This window comes from Microcoleus sp. CAWBG58 (assembly GCF_020883045.1).
In the GTDB taxonomy this organism is placed as follows: Bacteria; Cyanobacteriota; Cyanobacteriia; order Cyanobacteriales; family Microcoleaceae; genus Microcoleus.
In genome coordinates this window covers 85649-102376 of the sequence record NZ_JAHRFA010000009.1, presented here as the reverse complement: position 1 = coordinate 102376, position 16728 = coordinate 85649, and the positions used below count along the sequence as shown (strand labels likewise).

The following is a 16728-nucleotide window of genomic DNA, read 5'->3' as shown; positions in this document are numbered from 1 at the left end:
ATCTAACCGGCTATATTGTTTCGGGTGAAAACAGCACGATTTAAGAAAAAAATCATGCTGAATTAACTCGATTGGAGCGAGTCGAATAGAGTTGATTGCCAAGCTATCAAAAGAGTAGAGAAAGCAGTGCAAATAGTACGCAATACTCCAGCAGCCAACAGCAACTGCCAATTACCAAAGGAGGGAGCAGTGTATGAAACTGATGGGGTGAGTCCCCTGAAATCGCCGCTCGGTTTGCGATCGACTCTAGAGGAATTAACCCTGTACAACTTTCTCCTGGAGTCAGAGTGTCAGGGTGGCGAAGTTACTAAAATTTTTCAATCTAATCCTTTACTTCCCGGCATCATCATTACTGAGAAAGGAAAGTTTGCAGGGATGATTTCGCGCCGGCGTTTTTTTGAACACATGAGTCGCCCCTACAGCTTGGAGTTATTTTCTCAACAGCCTTTGTTCATCCTGTACCGCTTTACTAAAACTGATATCTTGGTTCTCGATCGCAAAACCTCTATTATGAAGGCAGTGCGGCAGTCTCTAGAGCGATCGCCCGAACTAATCCACGAACCCATTGTAGTACAGGTAGAGCCGGACAACTATCAACTTTTAGACGTTCACCAACTACTGCTTTCTCAGTTGCAGATTCACGAGTTAGCAACCGTGGCGATGCGGGAATCCCAAGCACAACTGAGACATCAAGCCCAACAGCTCGAACTTGCCCTCCTGGAACTTCAGCGCACTCAAACTCAACTAATTCAAACAGAGAAAATGTCTTCTTTGGGGCAGTTAGTAGCAGGAGTTGCTCACGAAATTAACAATCCCATCGGCTTTATCTACAGCAATTTGCACCACGCTAAAGAGTATACCGAAGGTTTAATGCGGATGCTTTCTCTGTACCGGCAGCACTGTCCCGAATCTATCCCAGAAATTGAAGAGGAATCAGAAAACATCGAACTCGATTATTTGCTGGAAGACTTACCTAAAGTTTTTGATTCGATGCAGCAAGGTGCAGAAAGAGTGCGGGATATCGTTTTGTCGCTGCGGAATTTTTGCAGGTTAGACGAAGCCCAAATGAAGCAAGTCAACATTCACGACGGTATCAACAACACAATTATGCTTTTGCAAAGCCAGCTTAAAGGGAAACCAGGGCAGGAGGCGATCGCAATTCACAAAGAATACAGCGACTTGCCGCTGGTGCAGTGCTATCCCGGACAGCTAAATCAGGTATTTATGAATATTTTGGTTAATGCCATTTACGCTCTTGTTGAGTGGAAAAAAACTGACAATGTCGATGGAAAAACCCCGAACAATTTGCAAGCAGGCGATCGAAATAATTCCCGTGCAAACACTCAATCTTCAATTTCTCATTCTAGCCATCTGATGCCTGCGATTCTGATTCGGACGGAGTTAATCGAGGGCAAAAAGGTAATAATTAAGATTTCTGACAACGGCCCGGGGATGACAGAAGATGTTCGGAAGCGGTTGTTTGACCCTTTCTTTACCACCAAGCCTGTGGGCAAAGGAACGGGGTTGGGATTGTCAATTAGCTATGAAATTGTTGTCAACCAGCACGGTGGGGAATTGAAGTGCTTTTCCGAACCGGAAAAAGGAACAGAATTTGCGATCGAGATTCCACTTCAACAGTTTTCCCCAGCACATATGTTACCTCGCTTTGCCTGATGACAGTTGACAGTTGACAGTTGACAGTTGACAGTTGACAGTTGACAGTTAACTACTGACTAATGACCAATGACTAATGACCAATGACTAATGACCAATGACTAATGACTAATGACTAATAACAACTAACAACTAACAATTGACGACTGACTACTGACTACCTTTGCAAACCCACTTCCACAAAGGATGACTCGGCCCCTGTTTGCGAATGCGGCGCACTTGTTGCTCTAAACTCTGTTTTTCGCGCTCTTGCAATCCTCGCAGATTTGGACTTTGCCTGAGCACTACTAAAGTCATCCCCAAGCACAAAATTAAACCGAGAGTCGGCCAGCGGTTAAAATATAAACCGTAGCGCACCGCCGCCCAGGTGAAGTGCTCTAACCACAAAGCGATTTCGCGGCGCAAACCCCAAATACTCAAAGAACCGACGCTAATCCACAGCAATATCACAGTTAACCAGCGGCCGTAAACTGTTAGTTTGTGAAGCCTTTGGACTTCAATTTGAAAATTTGGGTCATTAGTCATTAGTTATTAGTTATTAGTCATTAGTCATTAGTTATTAGTTATTAGTTATTAGTCATTAGTAGTTAACAGTTAACTGTCAACTGTCAACTGTCAACCTGTTTGCTGTCAACTGTCAACTGTCAACTGTCAACTGTCAACTAAACTTCTTCTGAGGGGTTAATTCCTTCTGCGGGGACGGCGATGGATTTGCCTGTACGACTGCGCCACCAAGCTAGCAGCGTGCTGGCAATGAAAATACTGGAATACGCACCAGCAATAAAGCCGACAATCAAGGCTAAAGCAAAGTATTTGAGAGTTTCGCCACCAAACAAAAAGATGGAAAACAAGGTCAGCAGTGTCGTCATGGTCGTGTTAATTGACCTTCCCAGGGTCTGCATGACGGCATCATCGACAATTTGATCGATCGACTGTCCGGGATTTAGCTTGATTACTTCTCGCACGCGATCGTAAATTACCACTGTATCGTTAACAGAAAAACCGATAATTGTCAAGAGCGCAACCACAAATAAACTGTCAACTTCCACTCCTATAGCCAAACCCAACATTGAGAAAATGCCCAGGGTAATTAAGACATCGTGAAACAAAGCAACGAAAGCAAAAAAGGCATAATCTAACTGAAATCGAAACGTCAGATAAATAGTAATACCAGCAAAGGAAAGGAACAAAGCTAGCAAACCGGAAGTAAATAACTGTTTGCCGAGAGTAGGGCCAACCGTATCAATTTGAATAGATTGAGGAGCAAAAGCGCCTATTTTCTCGCTCAAAGCTGTTTGCAACTTAGTCCGCTGTTCGACATCCAAAGTTTTAGTCCGCAGGGACAAACCGCGCTGTTCTTGGCCGATAACTTGAATGCTGCTGCCGGCCAAACCTTGGGTGTCGAGGACTTGGCGGACAGTGGCAATATCGATGGGTTTACAATTTTCCGGTTTCGTGCAGTCGAGTTCAAATTGCAGCCGAGTGCCGCCGATAAAGTCTAAACTGGGGCGCAGCGGTGCGCGGATGTCGGGACGAGTCCAAGAAATCGCCATCGACACTATACCTGCAAGGATTATAGCGGCGGAAATACTCCACCAGATCGATCGCTGTTTGATAACACTGAATTGCATAATTTGAAGGAAGAAGGAAGAGGGAAGAAGGAAGAAGGAAGAGGGAAGAAGGAAGAGGGAAGAAGGAACAAGGAAGTTCAGCAACGGATTCCGTAACGGATGGAAGGAAGAAGTCTGTGGTTATTGGTAGCAGTTAACAAATAACCAATAACCAATAACCAATAACCAATAACCAATAACTAACTGTCAACTGTCAACTGCCCACTGCCCACTGCCCACTGTCAGCTATTAGCAGTTTTCGACAAACCCGGACAAAACCACTGAGGTTTCCGCAGCCCTGGGAAGCCCAACACTACCAACATTAGAGTGCGGCTGCAAGTAAGAGCAGTAAACATACTCACTGCGACGCCCAAGGCCAGGGTTACAGCAAACCCTTTGACTAAACCAGCCCCCAACCAGAACAAAGCAGCACAAGCAATGAGTGTAGTTACATTACCGTCTAAAATGCTGGAAAAAGCGCGGTAAAAACCCGATTCTACCGATCGATAAAGCGTCTTTCCAGATCGCAACTCTTCCCGCGTGCGCTCAAAAATCAGCACGTTAGCATCCACCGCCATCCCGATGCTGAGCACAAAACCCGCAATTCCCGGCAGCGTTAAAGTTACTCCCAACAGCACGAAAGATGCCCAAGTTAACAGAGCATAAATTAACAGAGCAATATCTGCAATAACCCCAGGCAGTCGGTAGTACGCCACCATGAAAATCAAGACTAAAGTCAAGCCGCCGATACCTGCATTAATACTGCTTTGAATGCTGTCTCGTCCCAAGCTTGCACCGATTGTACGGTTCTCTACAATTTCGACAGGCACTGGTAAAGCACCGCCGCGCAATTGCACTCCTAAATCGTTAGCTTCTTGTGCTGTAAATCGACCTTGAATTACGGCATTCCCGCCAGTAATTCCTGTCTGGGCAAATTCAACGCCTACAACAGGAGAACTGATCATTCTTTCGTCTAGAAAAATGCCGAGAGTCCGTCCGGTACCCGCTAAATTTTTAGTGAGTTCGGCAAATAGTTCGCCTCCTTTGGTGTCGAAATTGAGTGCGACATTCCAGTCGTTACCAGCACCAGTGGGTTGAGCTTGAGCATCTTTGAGGTTTTCGCCGCCGAGTCCGATGCTTTTGAAGAGTTTGGCGATCGCTTCATTGCTTCTTTTTAAAGCAGCCTGATTTTCTTGAATTGCGGCCTCATCTTTGTTGTTTTTGCTAGTTCTCAATGCTGTTTGCTTTGCCAGCAATTCCTGCTGCAACTGCCTTTCAATGCCTAATTGCGCTTCTGTTCCCGGCAGTTGTTCCCGAAATTCTAGCTTTGCAGTGCCGCCCAAAACTCGTTCTGCTTGCTGCGGGTCATTGACTCCAGGTAATTGTACGAGAATTTGGTCTTCTCCTACTGTTTGCACTAATGCTTCGGAAACGCCCAAACCGTTGACGCGGTTTTCGACAATCCGCCGCACTGCTTCTAACATTCCTGGGTCAATTTTCGGGATATCTTTGGTAGTTTTTACCTGAATTGTGAGTTGTGACCCTCCTTGCAAGTCTAATCCCAGCCGCGTCGGAATTGTTGCTATCACAGTAATAGCGGCTACGATTAAAACAAAAATTAGGGCTAATAATGAACGTTGTTTTTGCATACTTAATTATTTATTAGTCTTTAGTGAGTTGTCAATTGTCAGTTGTCAGTTGTCAGTTGTCATTAGTGAGTTGGAAAGAAACAGACTTTCTACGATTTTTGAGTTAAGTAACGAGAAATATCGCAATAAAGCAGGTTTCTGAGACCGTGAGTGCATCCATTAACTTCTTAATTATCACTTCAGAGTTTACCTTTGATGGTAAAAAAATAAATCGGTGCATACTGCGCCCCTACTTCTCAACCAATGACAACAATTAACTGTCAACTGTCAACTGTCAACTGTCAACTGTCAACTGACTATTTATACTCGCAAACCTACCATTTTTTGGACGGCTTCGACTATTTGATTGGGCTGGACAATTGTCAGTCTTTCCAAATTACCGTTGTAAGGCGTGGGAATATCTTGTGAAGACAGGCGCAAAACGGGTGCGTCGAGTTCGTCAAAAAATCGATCGCTAATCGAAGCAATTAGTTCGGCACCGATGCCTCCGGTTTTCATGCACTCCTCTACAATAATTACTTTGTGAGTTTTGCGAATAGATTCGCCGATGGTTTCCATGTCGAGGGGTTTGAGAGAAATTAGGTCGATGATTTCGGGATCTAAACCTTCTTTCATGAGTGCCGGCAAGGCTTGCAGGACGTGGTGGCGCATCCGCGAATATGTCAAGATGGTGACATCTTTGCCCGATCGCACAATTTCCGCTTTATCTAACGGCACTAAATATTCTGTGTCTGGCAAATTTTCCTTAAGGTTGTAAAGCAAAACGTGCTCGAAAAACAGCACCGGGTTATCGTCGCGAATGGCTGATTTTAAGAGTCCTTTGGCGTTGTAGGGAGTCGAACAGGCGACAATTTTCAAACCCGGTACTGCTTGGAAATAGGCTTCTAACCGCTGGGAGTGTTCGGCGCCGAGTTGTCGGCCCACGCCACCGGGGCCGCGAATTACCATCGGCATTTTGAAGTTGCCGCCGGAGGTGTAGCGCAGCATTCCGGCGTTGTTGGAAATTTGGTTGAAGGCGAGGAGCAAAAAGCCCATGTTCATGCCTTCGATGATCGGCCGCAATCCCGTCATTGCTGCGCCGACTGCCATGCCTGTAAAGCTATTTTCGGCGATCGGGGTATCGAGGACTCGGAGCTCGCCATATTTGTCGTAGAGGTCTTTGGTGACTTTATAGGAACCACCGTATTGACCTACGTCTTCGCCGAGTACGAATACAGAGGAGTCGCGGGCCATTTCTTCGTCTAGCGCCTCGCGGAGGGCGTTGAACAATAGGGTTTCTGCCATAGGAGGTGAAGCAATGATTGCAGGAGGTCAGATTAGAATCTTAACCTTTTGGGGGTGTCGGTGAGGATGCGATCGTACATTTGACAGTTAAGACTGGAGATTTTGCCAATACATATCATAACATTTGTATTATGTCAATCAATATTTAAGTAATCCAAGCTTAGCTGTAGGGTGCGTCGCGATCGACAATCTTCAAGAAAAAGCGACAATCTAGTAGCGACGCACCTATGCTTGCAAGACTCGTGGAAACAAACCTATATGTAGGGTGCGTCGCCACTGAAAAAATCGATATAATTTAGAGATTAAAAATGGCAGTGCACCTACGAATACTAAGCTTTTGTCGCATTATATGCCGTTTAACAGCAGAGGAATATTATGTTTCAGGCCAAAACAGAACTAACTCTGGAAGAGTTTCTCAGTCTCCCCGAAGGAGAAGGAGATATTACCTACGAACTTGTTGACAATCAAGCCGTACCGAAGATGTCACCGAAAAATTTTCATTCTCGCCTCACCAGAAGCCTGATAAAAATCCTCGAACAGTGGGGTGAAGAACGAGGAGAAATTGGTGTAGAATGGGCAGTTAAATTAACCAGAATGGGGCGAGATTGGGTTCCAGTTCCAGACCTTTTATATGTTTCTTACGAACGCTTATCTCCAGACTGGAACCAAGATGAAGCCTGTCCTGTCGTCCCGGAATTAGTCATAGAAATCATTTCACCCGAACAAACTTTTGGTCAGTTAGCTGCGAAAGCCAGAAATTATTTAGATGCTAAGGTTTTGCGGGTTTGGGTGGTGGATAGTAAGGCCAGAAGCATTACAGTTTTTTATCCGGATGCAGCACCTCAGACTTATATGGGGGATACTTTATTACAAGATCCACTTTTTGATGGATTAGAATTTTCTGCTGAACAGGTATTTAGCATGGCTAAAATACCACCAATTTTTTAATGTATCCATTCTCGGATAAATGAGGTACGTTGTTGGGCTTCAGCCCCCTTAGTTTAAGCAGTTATACAAGCTGTCACGCATACCTCATCTTTTTGAGAAAGGCTATATGGCAAATGGAGTTTTTAGGGGTGGAACATCTCAATGAATGCAAACGGAGGGCTCGCATCCCAACAACTTACCTAACAGAGGGCTCGCATCCCAACAACTTACCTCCGGAGGGCTCGCATCCCAACAACTTACCTCCGGAGGGCTCGCATCCCAACAACTTACCTCCGGAGGGCTCGCATCCCAACAACTTACCTAATTACTAATTTCAGCAAAGTGCTTTTGCAATAAATCGTGGACAAATCGATAACGCCGATCGCCCGTTTTTTGTAGCAAAAGTCGATCGCCCGCAGCATCCAGAAAACGCTGGTAATCCCAAGGAATATGACCGCTAGACCACAGTACGAGGCGCAATATCAAACGATCGATCGCCGGAATTGGCGGTAACACAGCACTAATTACCACAGCCGCAGCACCCGCAATCAATCCCCAAATCGAGCCGGAGATTAGGGTGGCGATTACTCCCAAAATTACCCAAATCAGCCCGCCCAACAGTTTAACTCCAAACTGATACTTGCGCTGTTCCTCGACTGTTTGCAGCCAACTCGACGAGATGCGATCGAGGTAAAATTCTTGAATTCCTTGCTGTTCCATTTTTCTCGCCAACCATCCCAGCCAGCGGCGAATTTGTTCGGGCCGCAGTTCCTTTCCTCTGGGATATTGCTTGACTTCCCCAGTCATTTGGTGGCGGATGTAGGCAGTTAACAGATATTTGCGCTGTTCTTCTGTGGAAGTTATCCGCTTCCAAGATTCGATTAAAATATCATCATAAGCCAAAGCCATCATGCTCAATAATAACGGAGATTTTGCTAATTTTAACAACTCCGGCTCCTTCTCTATGCTGTACCAAAGTTCGCGGCTTCTGGCTTCTAGGAGATAATTTTGAATTTGAGTTTCGGTTAGAGGTTTCAGCAAAACTGCTGCTTGCAGTTTAAATCTAGTCTGGCAGTTTTTGTAAGCTTCAAAACTGCTGCACGCTACTAAATGTTTCGGTTGAAATTCGCTTTCTAGAAACTGATTTATTGCTTGAATGCAGCTATCTTGGCGGTGGATTTCTAGTTCGTCCAAACCGTCGAAAAGAGGTAGCAATTTTTGTTCGGCCAGCCATTTTTTGCCGTCAGTGGTTGAGATGCCATATTTATACTGGAGCTGAACAATTAACCAATCTGCGATCGCCCCAGATTCTGCTTTCCACGATCCGAGTTCAAACAGCACCGGTATTGGTAAATTAGGATCTTGTTCGGCGCGCAAAACTAACACCAGAGCTAATTCTAGCAGCGTGGTGGTTTTGCCTGCACCCGTCGCTCCCAAAATGACTAATTTGCCGCTGGTGCGATCGAACACTTGAGAAAGACTAGCTTTGGCTGGAAGCCGAAAACTTGGACGATTTCCCGCTTTCACTTCCACATCCCAGCAGCGACTAACACCGACAGGCTGCGAGTCTTGGCTGAGGTTAGCCAGCACAGCAGTATGCAAGGATTGCGATCGGCCCGCTTCGGCTTCCTGCTTCACCTCCGAAATCAGTCGATCGCGAGGTGGTTGTAATTGGAAAGGAATAAATCTTGACATGAGAACTAATAAACGGCACCTCGCGCTGGATGCTTACCTTGCTAGATGCGAACACAACTGGCTCAGAGCAACAGTACCACCACTACAGGTGTCAAGTATAGACGGAGTAAAATTATTGTGACAACGATCGATGTTAAATTTTAGGAACTCATCCGGAAAGATGAGCCCAGATTAAGTATTTTCACTATAAATCAAATCGCTGTCGGCCCGATTTTTCCAGCAAAATCTTGACAAATTCGCCTAATTACGTATTTTCTCTATAACTTAACTGGCGATCGCGTCAATTCCACAACAAAAAATATCAGTATAAATACAGAGGGGGCTTTTATGCCATTTACTTCTACTCAAATCATCACAGTCACCTTAGCAGGGCTAGCCACAGCCGTGGGAGTAGCTGCTGCAACCATACAGTCAGGTAGGATTCAACAATCCAATGCACCCCTTGCAGAATCGCCAGCAGCAGTCAGCAACGATATTTCACTGCTTCCGGCGAACAACCCCGAGTCTGAACCAGCAGAAGCCCTGCAAGAAGAAACCCAGCCTGCGGAAGCCTCGAAATCTCAACCTCAACCAGCCAAAAGTGGCGCACTTCAACCACCGCTAATCGCTGGAGTCTCGCAGCAAAAAGGTGCGCCAGTAGTTGTCACACCGCCCAATTCCGGCTGTAAAATCAGTATGGCTGTAGTTAGCGATCCGAATCCACCGCTGAATGTGCGATCGCACCCGCAAGTAAACGACAGCAAAATAGTAGGAAAACTGAAAAATCATACCTTTGTTTCGATTGCAGAAGAACAAAATGGTTGGCTGCGAATTACCGAACCGCCCGGTTGGATTGCCAAAAATCGCACCGAAAGCAGTTGTTCTAGCGTCAACCAGCAGATTAATTTTTTGTCTGGTGGAGATGAAGCTATAGTCAAAGGTCGAATAATCGGCGGTGGAACTCATTCTTACAAGATTCGGGCTGCTAAAAATCAAACAATGACGGTTAAGAATCGGAAAGATGTTTTCCCGCTAATTATCACTCCTGGCGGCAAACTTTTAGCAGAAGATCCGAATACAGGAGGTAACAAAACTGAGTGGACGGGCAAAATTCCTGTTAGTGGAAATTACACATTTGAACTAAACTCAAATTTCCGTGGCTATGAATACGAATTTTATGTGCGAGTCCGTTGACATACTCAGGTTCGTAGTAAGGACTTCAGTCCTTCCTCAGGTTCGTAGTAAGGACTTCAGTCCTTCTTAAGGTTCGTAGTAAGGACTTCAGTCCTTCCTTAAGTTCGTAGTAAGGACTTCAGTCCTGATTTAACAATTTTTGCGGACTAAAGTCCTCACTACGAACCGGGTTTTTGCGGACTAAATTCCTCACTACGAACCGGGTTTTTGCGGACTAAAGTCCTCACTACGAACCGGGTTTTTGCGGACTAAAGTCCTCACTACGAACCTGTGTTTTTGCGGACTAAAGTCCTCACTACGAACCGGGTTTTTGCGGACTAAATTCCTCACTACGAACCTGTGTTTTTGCGGACTAAAGTCCTCACTACGAACCGGGTTTTTGCGGACTAAATTCCTCACTACGAACCTGTGTTTTTGCGGACTAAAGTCCTCACTACGAACCTGTGTTTTTGCGGACTAAAGTCCTCACTACGAACCTGTTTACACTTAGCTAATTAAGGAATTTCAGTAAGCGATATATCTAAAATTGCAAATTTCTGCCAATCTTCCGAATCAAAGTGCCACCATTCTGTGGTGATGCCGATAAATCCCTGTTTTTTCATCGCATCCTCAAGAATTTGACGATTTTTCCGAGATTGGGCAGTGCCACCTTTGTAATCTCTGTGAGCTTTTTTGGTAAAATCATCATAGGGCGTTGGCATCTCTAATTCTTTGCCAGTGCGATCGACTAAAGTCAAATCTACAGCCGCCCCGCGATTGTGCCGCGAACCCCTAGCAGGATTAGCAACATAGTTCGGATCTGGCAAAAACTCCCACATTTGCTTAGTCACAGAAAAAGGCCTGTAACAATCGTAAACTTTCAAACCCAAGCCAATTTTTTCCAAATCTGTTTGAACTTTTCCCAATTTTTGAGCAACAGAACTTCTCAAAGCGCATTTTGCTGTGGAGTAAAGTTTGCGTTTCAAGAAATTGTTAGTAGTGGCGTAGCGGATATCGAGGCGAATGTTGCGATTGACGGTGCGGATGTCAACAAGTCGCGCCCAATTGGGAAGTTGACTCATGAAAACGCTTTCAGGTGCGATCGAAGTTGGTTCTGGTTGAGTAATTTGCACTTGTGGCGACTCCGTGGCGCTGACAAATGTGGGATGGTGCAGACCGATCGCACATAGCAACACTAACATAAATGCGATCGGGTATTTTCCACAACGATTAAATTTCATAGCTGTTCTGATGGCAAGTCTTAGAGAGTAGATTACAACCAAAAGCTAGATAAAATACACCGATCGCCAAGACTCAAATCAGATCTGGATCGATACCCTGCGATCGCAAATAAGCCGCCAATCGTTCTTTTTGTTGCTGTTCGCGATCGGCCCGTTGGCTTTCAGCTTCAGCCCGTTGGCGTTCTTGTTCAGCCCGTTGGCTTTCAGCTTCAGCCCGTTGGCGTTCTTGTTCGGCATGGAGTCGTTCTAGTCTGGCTTGTTCGCTCCCGATTAGCAACAAATTACCCTGATTATCCCACCAGCGCAACCATCGCTGTGTCTGATTTTGATAACTACCTTCCCATAGGCCCAACTCTACTCCCATTAGTTCGATCGAGTAGTGTCCGCGATCGTTTGGTTCCAAGCGAATATAACGAGTATTTACCCAATTATAGACTTCCAGTTCACCAGTTTTAATGATGTAAATAGCGTAGTAAGGAATCCGAATAATCTGCTCGTATACCCAAAACTTTCCGGGTTTTTGAGTAACACCTTCTGGGGTACGAGATAGAGGAGTTTTGTCACGTTCTTCCGAACCATTTCCACTAGCAAGCTCGATCGCAATTAGTGGCACCATATACTCGCGCCACAAGACGTAAGAGCGACGAATTTCTCCATCTACCAGGGGTGGAACGTTAGGGACGTAGAACCAGTCAGGAGCTTCGGCTCCGCGTTCTGGTGGGTCGGTTTCGCGCCAGTAGATGCCACTATCTTGCCCGATCGCATACATTCCATCAGGGTGTAGCGTTTGCAGCGTGGTTTCCAGGGAGTCGGTGAGCAAAATACACTGAGGATGTTCTTGGAAGTTTTTCACAAACGTGCCATCGGATTCAGGTAGTTGCGTGTGATCGGGGAAGGCGCGGAGGGAGGTTGTGGGAGTAAGGCTTTGGGTCATGACGGGTACGCGATCGATTGGCGATCGGGACTGATGCTCTATTACAGCATAGCGATTGCTCTTGGAATTGTGTGGTTTTTGGTAGGGTGCGTCGCTTTCTAATATCTGCGATCGAACTTCCAGACATAGGAAGCGACGCACCCTACAAATTGATAATAGTCGTTTAACACTTGCGAAATCTTATCTTTTTAAATTCCTAAGCGCTGATATACTAAATCTAAATGCCTTAATTGATATTGCGGATCGAAACAATCATCAATTTCTTTGGTCGTCATGCGAGCAGTAACGCTGACATCTTTGGAGATTAAATCGTAGAAATTGCCACCCGTTTTATTCCAAGCTTGGTGAGCGCAAGATTGGACAATTTTATAGGCATCTTCGCGACTCGTGCCTTTTTCTACTAAGGCTAACATCACCCGCTGGCTGAAGATGACTCCGCCGTAAAGATTCATGTTTCGCTTCATGTTTTCGGGATAGACTAGCAGGTGTTTTACTAAGTCTGTGGTTTCGACTAACATGAAGTGGGTAACAGTGGAACTGTCGGGTAAAATCATCCGTTCTACGGAACTGTGAGAAATGTCTCTTTCGTGCCAAAGCGCCACATTTTCTAAGGCTGCGACGGCGTTGGCGCGGACAATTCTTGCCATTCCTGTCAATCGTTCCGATCGAATCGGGTTGCGTTTGTGGGGCATGGCGGATGAGCCTTTTTGCCCTTTGGAAAAGAACTCTTCGACTTCGAGAACATCGGTGCGTTGAAGGTTGCGAATTTCCACTGCAAAACGTTCGATCGATGCGGCTAACAGTGCTAAGGTTTGGACGTATTCGGCGTGTCGATCGCGCGAAATGACTTGAGTCGATGCACAATCCGGTTCGAGTCCGAGGTTTTGACAGGCGATCGCTTCTATGCGCGGATCGATATTAGCATAGGTTCCGACTGCACCGGAGATTTTGCCAACTGCGATCGACGATCGCAAATTCACCAATCTTTCTCGGCTGCGAAACACTTCAGCCAGCCATCCTGCCAGTTTAAAGCCAAAGGTGATGGGTTCGGCGTGAATTCCGTGCGATCGGCCAACCATCACAGTGTAGCGGTGCTGTTGCGCCTGATAGCGAATAGCTTGACTCAATTCTTCGACACGTTCTAACAAGACATTGACGCTGGCGACTAATTGCAAAGCCAAAGCCGTATCGAGCACATCGGAACTGGTTAAACCGAGGTGAATGTAGCGGCCGGCATCGCCTACATATTCATTGACATTTGTCAAGAAAGCAATCATGTCATGGCGGACTTCCGCCTCAATTTCGAGGACTCGTTTCGGGTCAAAATTCGCCTTAGCTTTAATTTCTTCGACTGCGGCGGCGGGGATGTAGCCGAGTTCGGCTTGAGCTTCGCAGACAGCGATTTCTACTTGCAGCCAGCTTTTGAGCTTAGCGGTTTCAGTCCAGATGTTGCCCATTTCGGGCAGAGTGTAGCGGTCAATCACGGTTGGGAGTTGGGGAATGCGATCTGACTATTGTACATCGGTGTGGGGATGCAATAGTCATAGGACTTAGACATGGGGATCAGAAACCGGGTTTTTTACGAAAATACTTCTTTGCAGCCCGCAGATTCGGTAAAAACCCGGTTTCTTTGGTTGGAGTGCGTAGGTTGTGGAAACCTTATTTCTTAAATAAACTAGGTAGTTTGGGCAATCGGCTACAATATTCTAAACCTCATTAGCTCAATACTTCGGACAGTTTTTTAACGACTCTGTAAGCGTTACAGCGTAAGCCATAGCATTTTGAATGGTTTTTTGAAACTCAGGACGCTTACTTAAAGATTGAAAAAATACTCATCCCTATAGCCATCAAGGGTTTGAGATACTCGATTAGATCTAAAACTGTCCGAAGTATTGATTAGCTGGCATTCTTTTCTATTCGCCTCTAAATAGTTCCAAATGAATAGCCATTACAGTATCATCATCCAGTGATCAGAAGAAGATCGACTTTTTGTTCTCAGCTTAATGGATGACTCGGGAGATCACGCTTTTTTAACCGCTTCGGAAGCACAGGTGGGACGCCCTGACTGCAAAATTACACCGCTAACTTTTGCTTGCGCTTGCGCCAAGTACCGATCGCACCAACTCCTAACAATGTCGCTAATATCGAAGAAGGTTCCGGTACTGCTTCAGTCTCTCCGATCAGAGCCATAGCGTCATTGTTGCATTCAAGAATTAAAGTAGCAACATAACTGTCAACCGGCATCAAAGATTTATCAAACTTAAACCCAATAGTTTGGCTGCCGCGCGCAGGAAGTACACCGAGAGCAAACCCAGCCGCCGCCAACTCTCCATCGTTAACCATCGTAATGTCGCCAACTTTCTTACCTGATGCAATTACATTGGGAATGTGAGTTTCAGGTCGATAATAACTTGCTTCATAGGTGTAGGGACTGTAATAAGTATCGTTCCAGGCTAAATCACCCATTCGAGCCTCCAACCCAGTCCTTTTAAGTAACCCATTGGCGTGATTGTGCAGATTCCACCAACCGGCATTTTCTGTAACAACGCTGGTGGCATTCACGCCACTGTAAACACCTGTTCCGAGTGTTTTTGAATCATTATTGGGAGCAAAGCGAATGCCAAACAAACTATTGCTATCGTTGGCAGATTTATAGTTTGCCTTACCTGAAAAATCAAAGAACAAATCCCCCCAACCAATATTGCCATTGCTCACTGGCATACCCTCAAGATATGGCCCAGTATTGATTCCCGTTAAAGGTGTATTACCACTAATCGCCACCCAAATAGTATTGGTCACCAAATCGTCTTTGACAGCCATACCGTAGATTTCATATTCGCTGCCTCCAAGACTGTCGTAGCTGGGGTCTATCGCATAATTCCAACCCAAATTTAAAGTTCCAGCAACAGCCGTTTGTTTGGGAGTAGCTGCGAAGAAAATTGTTGCTGTAGCAGCACCGAAAAGAATTGCTTTTTTGAAGATATTCACGGTAAATGCCCTCTCAAGTATACAGATAACTATCAGCTCAACAAAGAATGCAAGCGGGAAACTCCGATCGACCAGATTGGAAATAGCAATGGGCGATCCCTTCTCAATCCCACGCAGTTAACGGCCAACTTGCAAATGCGCGATCGCGAGTTCCTACTTATCTGTCAGGGATCTGTCTGACTTTTTATGCAGATCGCGAGTTTTTGTAATGAAACTTAACAAACGCTCTCTAGCTTGTGCCAGCATGACCAGATTCCCTGAAAAAGTAGTGTATAGTTCAGATTGGTTTGAGCAAAAGAAGCGATCGCTTTACTCAATTTTCACCAAGAAGATTTATCATTGACTCGATCTGAAAGAGGTGGGAAGGGATGAAGGTGTAAGGTTATAGCCATCAATGCTAAAGTTTTGGCTGGGAAATCCCATGTGAAGATGAATTCCTTTCGATTTAGCGCAATCGTTCCAAGGGATGTCAGAAGCCACAACACCAATTTGAGCTCCTTGATTATAGGTTTTGCCAATCCAAATACTACTTGTAGTGACGTGAATTAATGAGTAATATTGCCCATTAGAAGCCTGTAATTTAATAGCCCGATGATTATTGCCAGCATTACAGGTGGATACAACTGTTGAATTAATAGGAGCAAGAACTGGTTGACCGGCACTTAATCCCAAATCCAAACTGCTTAAACCATAGCCATCAGGATGCCAACTTTGATTGCGCGAAACAGGTCCTCCACGCCAAGGCATTTTCCATGTTGTTGAGACACTAGCACTGCTTTTCCAACGCTGGTTTGGATTATTAGGATTGCAACCAATTAGATGAATTCTGCCATTATTACTACGAGTAGGAGAGTCAATACAAAGAGTTTCAGTACGTTTAATTAAGAACTCTCCATTACCAACACTCTGTAAATTCCAGTTTTGATCGGGATCGGAAGCGTTGCAAGACCAAACATTTATTTCTTTGCTTTGGGCGGGCGAATAAGCATTTAAGCACTTTCCTGTAGAACGATGACGTAAAAGTGTTCCGGATTTACCTGGTAAACGATCGAATTGTTGGTCAGGATCGTTGACATTATGTTGATAAAGAGACATCCGAGGATTACCGTCAATTAACCGAAAAGAGTTATTGGTATTCAGTGCATATCCACCATTTACCTGAAAAGTTTCCCATGCTTGAGCTGCTTGTGCTGTAGCTACTAAAGAAACACTAGCAATGGCGATCGCAGCAATTTTTTGAACTTTCTTGAAATTCATTTTCAGACTCTCCTAATGATGAGATGAGTGATTTAGATTAATTACGATCGGGAATATTCCAGCCCAATTTTCTAGCAGTATCAGAGCTGAAACAAGCAGTATCGCCACCTTTATCCCGACAGACTTGGGCATTCAACCAATAAGGTTGACTCCATTTATCCCATTTAATGTTGGCAGTAGCATTAATTATCTTCGGTCGATTCTCTGATTCTGAATCAACTAAATCTGAGTCTCCACCTCCGGCTTGTGCTTTTTGACCTAAACATAAGATCGTCAATTGCACAGCGATTAGAAAAGTTAATCGCCATAAACAAAAT

14 protein-coding genes are annotated in these 16728 nt (G+C 45.2%); 3 read left to right on the top strand and 11 right to left on the bottom strand.

Annotated features, from left to right (window positions below):
- Nucleotides 1-126: 126 nt before the first annotated feature.
- Nucleotides 127-1674, top strand: a complete 1548-nt coding sequence (locus QZ918_RS05980; protein ID WP_293332328.1) for a sensor histidine kinase — start codon at nucleotides 127-129, stop codon at nucleotides 1672-1674.
- A 150-nt stretch (nucleotides 1675-1824) separates the two neighbouring features.
- Here the strand turns inward: QZ918_RS05980 and QZ918_RS05975 are convergent, their stop codons facing one another.
- The 4 genes from QZ918_RS05975 to QZ918_RS05960 form a co-directional block, all read right to left on the bottom strand.
- A complete protein-coding gene (locus QZ918_RS05975) occupies nucleotides 1825-2199 on the bottom strand; it encodes a hypothetical protein (RefSeq protein WP_293332325.1) in 375 nt (124 codons plus the stop codon).
- A 137-nt stretch (nucleotides 2200-2336) separates the two neighbouring features.
- Nucleotides 2337-3305 carry a protein translocase subunit SecF gene (gene secF, locus QZ918_RS05970; RefSeq protein ID WP_293332322.1) on the bottom strand — a complete coding sequence of 323 codons (969 nt, stop codon included), beginning with the start codon at nucleotides 3303-3305 and terminating at the stop codon, nucleotides 2337-2339.
- A 221-nt stretch (nucleotides 3306-3526) separates the two neighbouring features.
- A complete protein-coding gene (secD, locus tag QZ918_RS05965; protein ID WP_293332319.1) occupies nucleotides 3527-4933 on the bottom strand; it encodes a protein translocase subunit SecD in 1407 nt (468 codons plus the stop codon).
- Nucleotides 4934-5233: 300 nt separating this feature from the next.
- Nucleotides 5234-6217, bottom strand: coding sequence for an alpha-ketoacid dehydrogenase subunit beta (locus QZ918_RS05960; protein WP_293147168.1), 984 nt, complete (start codon nucleotides 6215-6217; stop codon nucleotides 5234-5236).
- A 375-nt stretch (nucleotides 6218-6592) separates the two neighbouring features.
- On the opposite strand from QZ918_RS05960, the gene QZ918_RS05955 reads away from it, so the two are divergent.
- On the top strand, nucleotides 6593-7165 hold the full coding sequence (locus tag QZ918_RS05955) for a Uma2 family endonuclease (protein WP_293332316.1): 573 nt from the start codon (nucleotides 6593-6595) through the stop codon (nucleotides 7163-7165).
- Between the two features lie 300 nt (nucleotides 7166-7465).
- Here QZ918_RS05955 and QZ918_RS05950 read toward each other — a convergent pair whose 3' ends face one another.
- Nucleotides 7466-8839 carry an NACHT domain-containing protein gene (locus QZ918_RS05950; protein ID WP_293332314.1) on the bottom strand — a complete coding sequence of 458 codons (1374 nt, stop codon included), beginning with the start codon at nucleotides 8837-8839 and terminating at the stop codon, nucleotides 7466-7468.
- Nucleotides 8840-9166: 327 nt separating this feature from the next.
- Here QZ918_RS05950 and QZ918_RS05945 point away from each other — a divergent pair, with 327 nt between their 5' ends.
- On the top strand, nucleotides 9167-10012 hold the full coding sequence (locus QZ918_RS05945; RefSeq protein ID WP_293332311.1) for an SH3 domain-containing protein: 846 nt from the start codon (nucleotides 9167-9169) through the stop codon (nucleotides 10010-10012).
- Nucleotides 10013-10506: 494 nt separating this feature from the next.
- On the opposite strand, the gene QZ918_RS05940 is transcribed toward QZ918_RS05945, so the two are convergent.
- The 6 genes from QZ918_RS05940 to QZ918_RS05915 all read right to left on the bottom strand — a co-directional run bounded on the left by QZ918_RS05940 (nucleotide 10507) and on the right by QZ918_RS05915 (nucleotide 16694).
- A complete protein-coding gene (locus tag QZ918_RS05940) occupies nucleotides 10507-11232 on the bottom strand; it encodes a M15 family metallopeptidase (RefSeq protein WP_293332308.1) in 726 nt (241 codons plus the stop codon).
- A gap of 73 nt (nucleotides 11233-11305) precedes the next feature.
- Nucleotides 11306-12166 (bottom strand): Uma2 family endonuclease, encoded by an 861-nt coding sequence (locus QZ918_RS05935; RefSeq protein WP_293332402.1) that lies wholly within the window; start codon nucleotides 12164-12166, stop codon nucleotides 11306-11308.
- Between the two features lie 188 nt (nucleotides 12167-12354).
- Entirely contained in the window at nucleotides 12355-13650 is a 1296-nt protein-coding gene (gene purB / locus QZ918_RS05930) for an adenylosuccinate lyase (protein WP_293332305.1), read from the bottom strand.
- 589 nt (nucleotides 13651-14239) lie between these two features.
- Nucleotides 14240-15154: a PEP-CTERM sorting domain-containing protein gene (locus tag QZ918_RS05925; RefSeq protein ID WP_293332301.1), complete on the bottom strand. Its 915-nt coding sequence runs from the start codon at nucleotides 15152-15154 to the stop codon at nucleotides 14240-14242.
- Between the two features lie 336 nt (nucleotides 15155-15490).
- A complete protein-coding gene (locus QZ918_RS05920; protein ID WP_293332298.1) occupies nucleotides 15491-16411 on the bottom strand; it encodes a ricin-type beta-trefoil lectin domain protein in 921 nt (306 codons plus the stop codon).
- A gap of 37 nt (nucleotides 16412-16448) precedes the next feature.
- Complete coding sequence (locus QZ918_RS05915; RefSeq protein WP_293332295.1) at nucleotides 16449-16694, bottom strand: hypothetical protein; 246 nt, start codon at nucleotides 16692-16694, stop codon at nucleotides 16449-16451.
- Nucleotides 16695-16728: the final 34 nt, after the last annotated feature.

Coding starts and splice junctions, on each gene's coding strand:
- QZ918_RS05975 (WP_293332325.1), bottom strand. CDS start 2,199: ATGACTAATGACCCAAATTTTCAAATTGAAGTCCAAAGGCTTCACAAA.
- secF (WP_293332322.1), bottom strand. CDS start 3,305: ATGCAATTCAGTGTTATCAAACAGCGATCGATCTGGTGGAGTATTTCC.
- secD (WP_293332319.1), bottom strand. CDS start 4,933: ATGCAAAAACAACGTTCATTATTAGCCCTAATTTTTGTTTTAATCGTA.
- QZ918_RS05960 (WP_293147168.1), bottom strand. CDS start 6,217: ATGGCAGAAACCCTATTGTTCAACGCCCTCCGCGAGGCGCTAGACGAA.
- QZ918_RS05955 (WP_293332316.1), top strand. CDS start 6,593: ATGTTTCAGGCCAAAACAGAACTAACTCTGGAAGAGTTTCTCAGTCTC.
- QZ918_RS05950 (WP_293332314.1), bottom strand. CDS start 8,839: ATGTCAAGATTTATTCCTTTCCAATTACAACCACCTCGCGATCGACTG.
- QZ918_RS05945 (WP_293332311.1), top strand. CDS start 9,167: ATGCCATTTACTTCTACTCAAATCATCACAGTCACCTTAGCAGGGCTA.
- QZ918_RS05940 (WP_293332308.1), bottom strand. CDS start 11,232: ATGAAATTTAATCGTTGTGGAAAATACCCGATCGCATTTATGTTAGTG.
- QZ918_RS05935 (WP_293332402.1), bottom strand. CDS start 12,166: ATGACCCAAAGCCTTACTCCCACAACCTCCCTCCGCGCCTTCCCCGAT.
- QZ918_RS05920 (WP_293332298.1), bottom strand. CDS start 16,411: ATGAATTTCAAGAAAGTTCAAAAAATTGCTGCGATCGCCATTGCTAGT.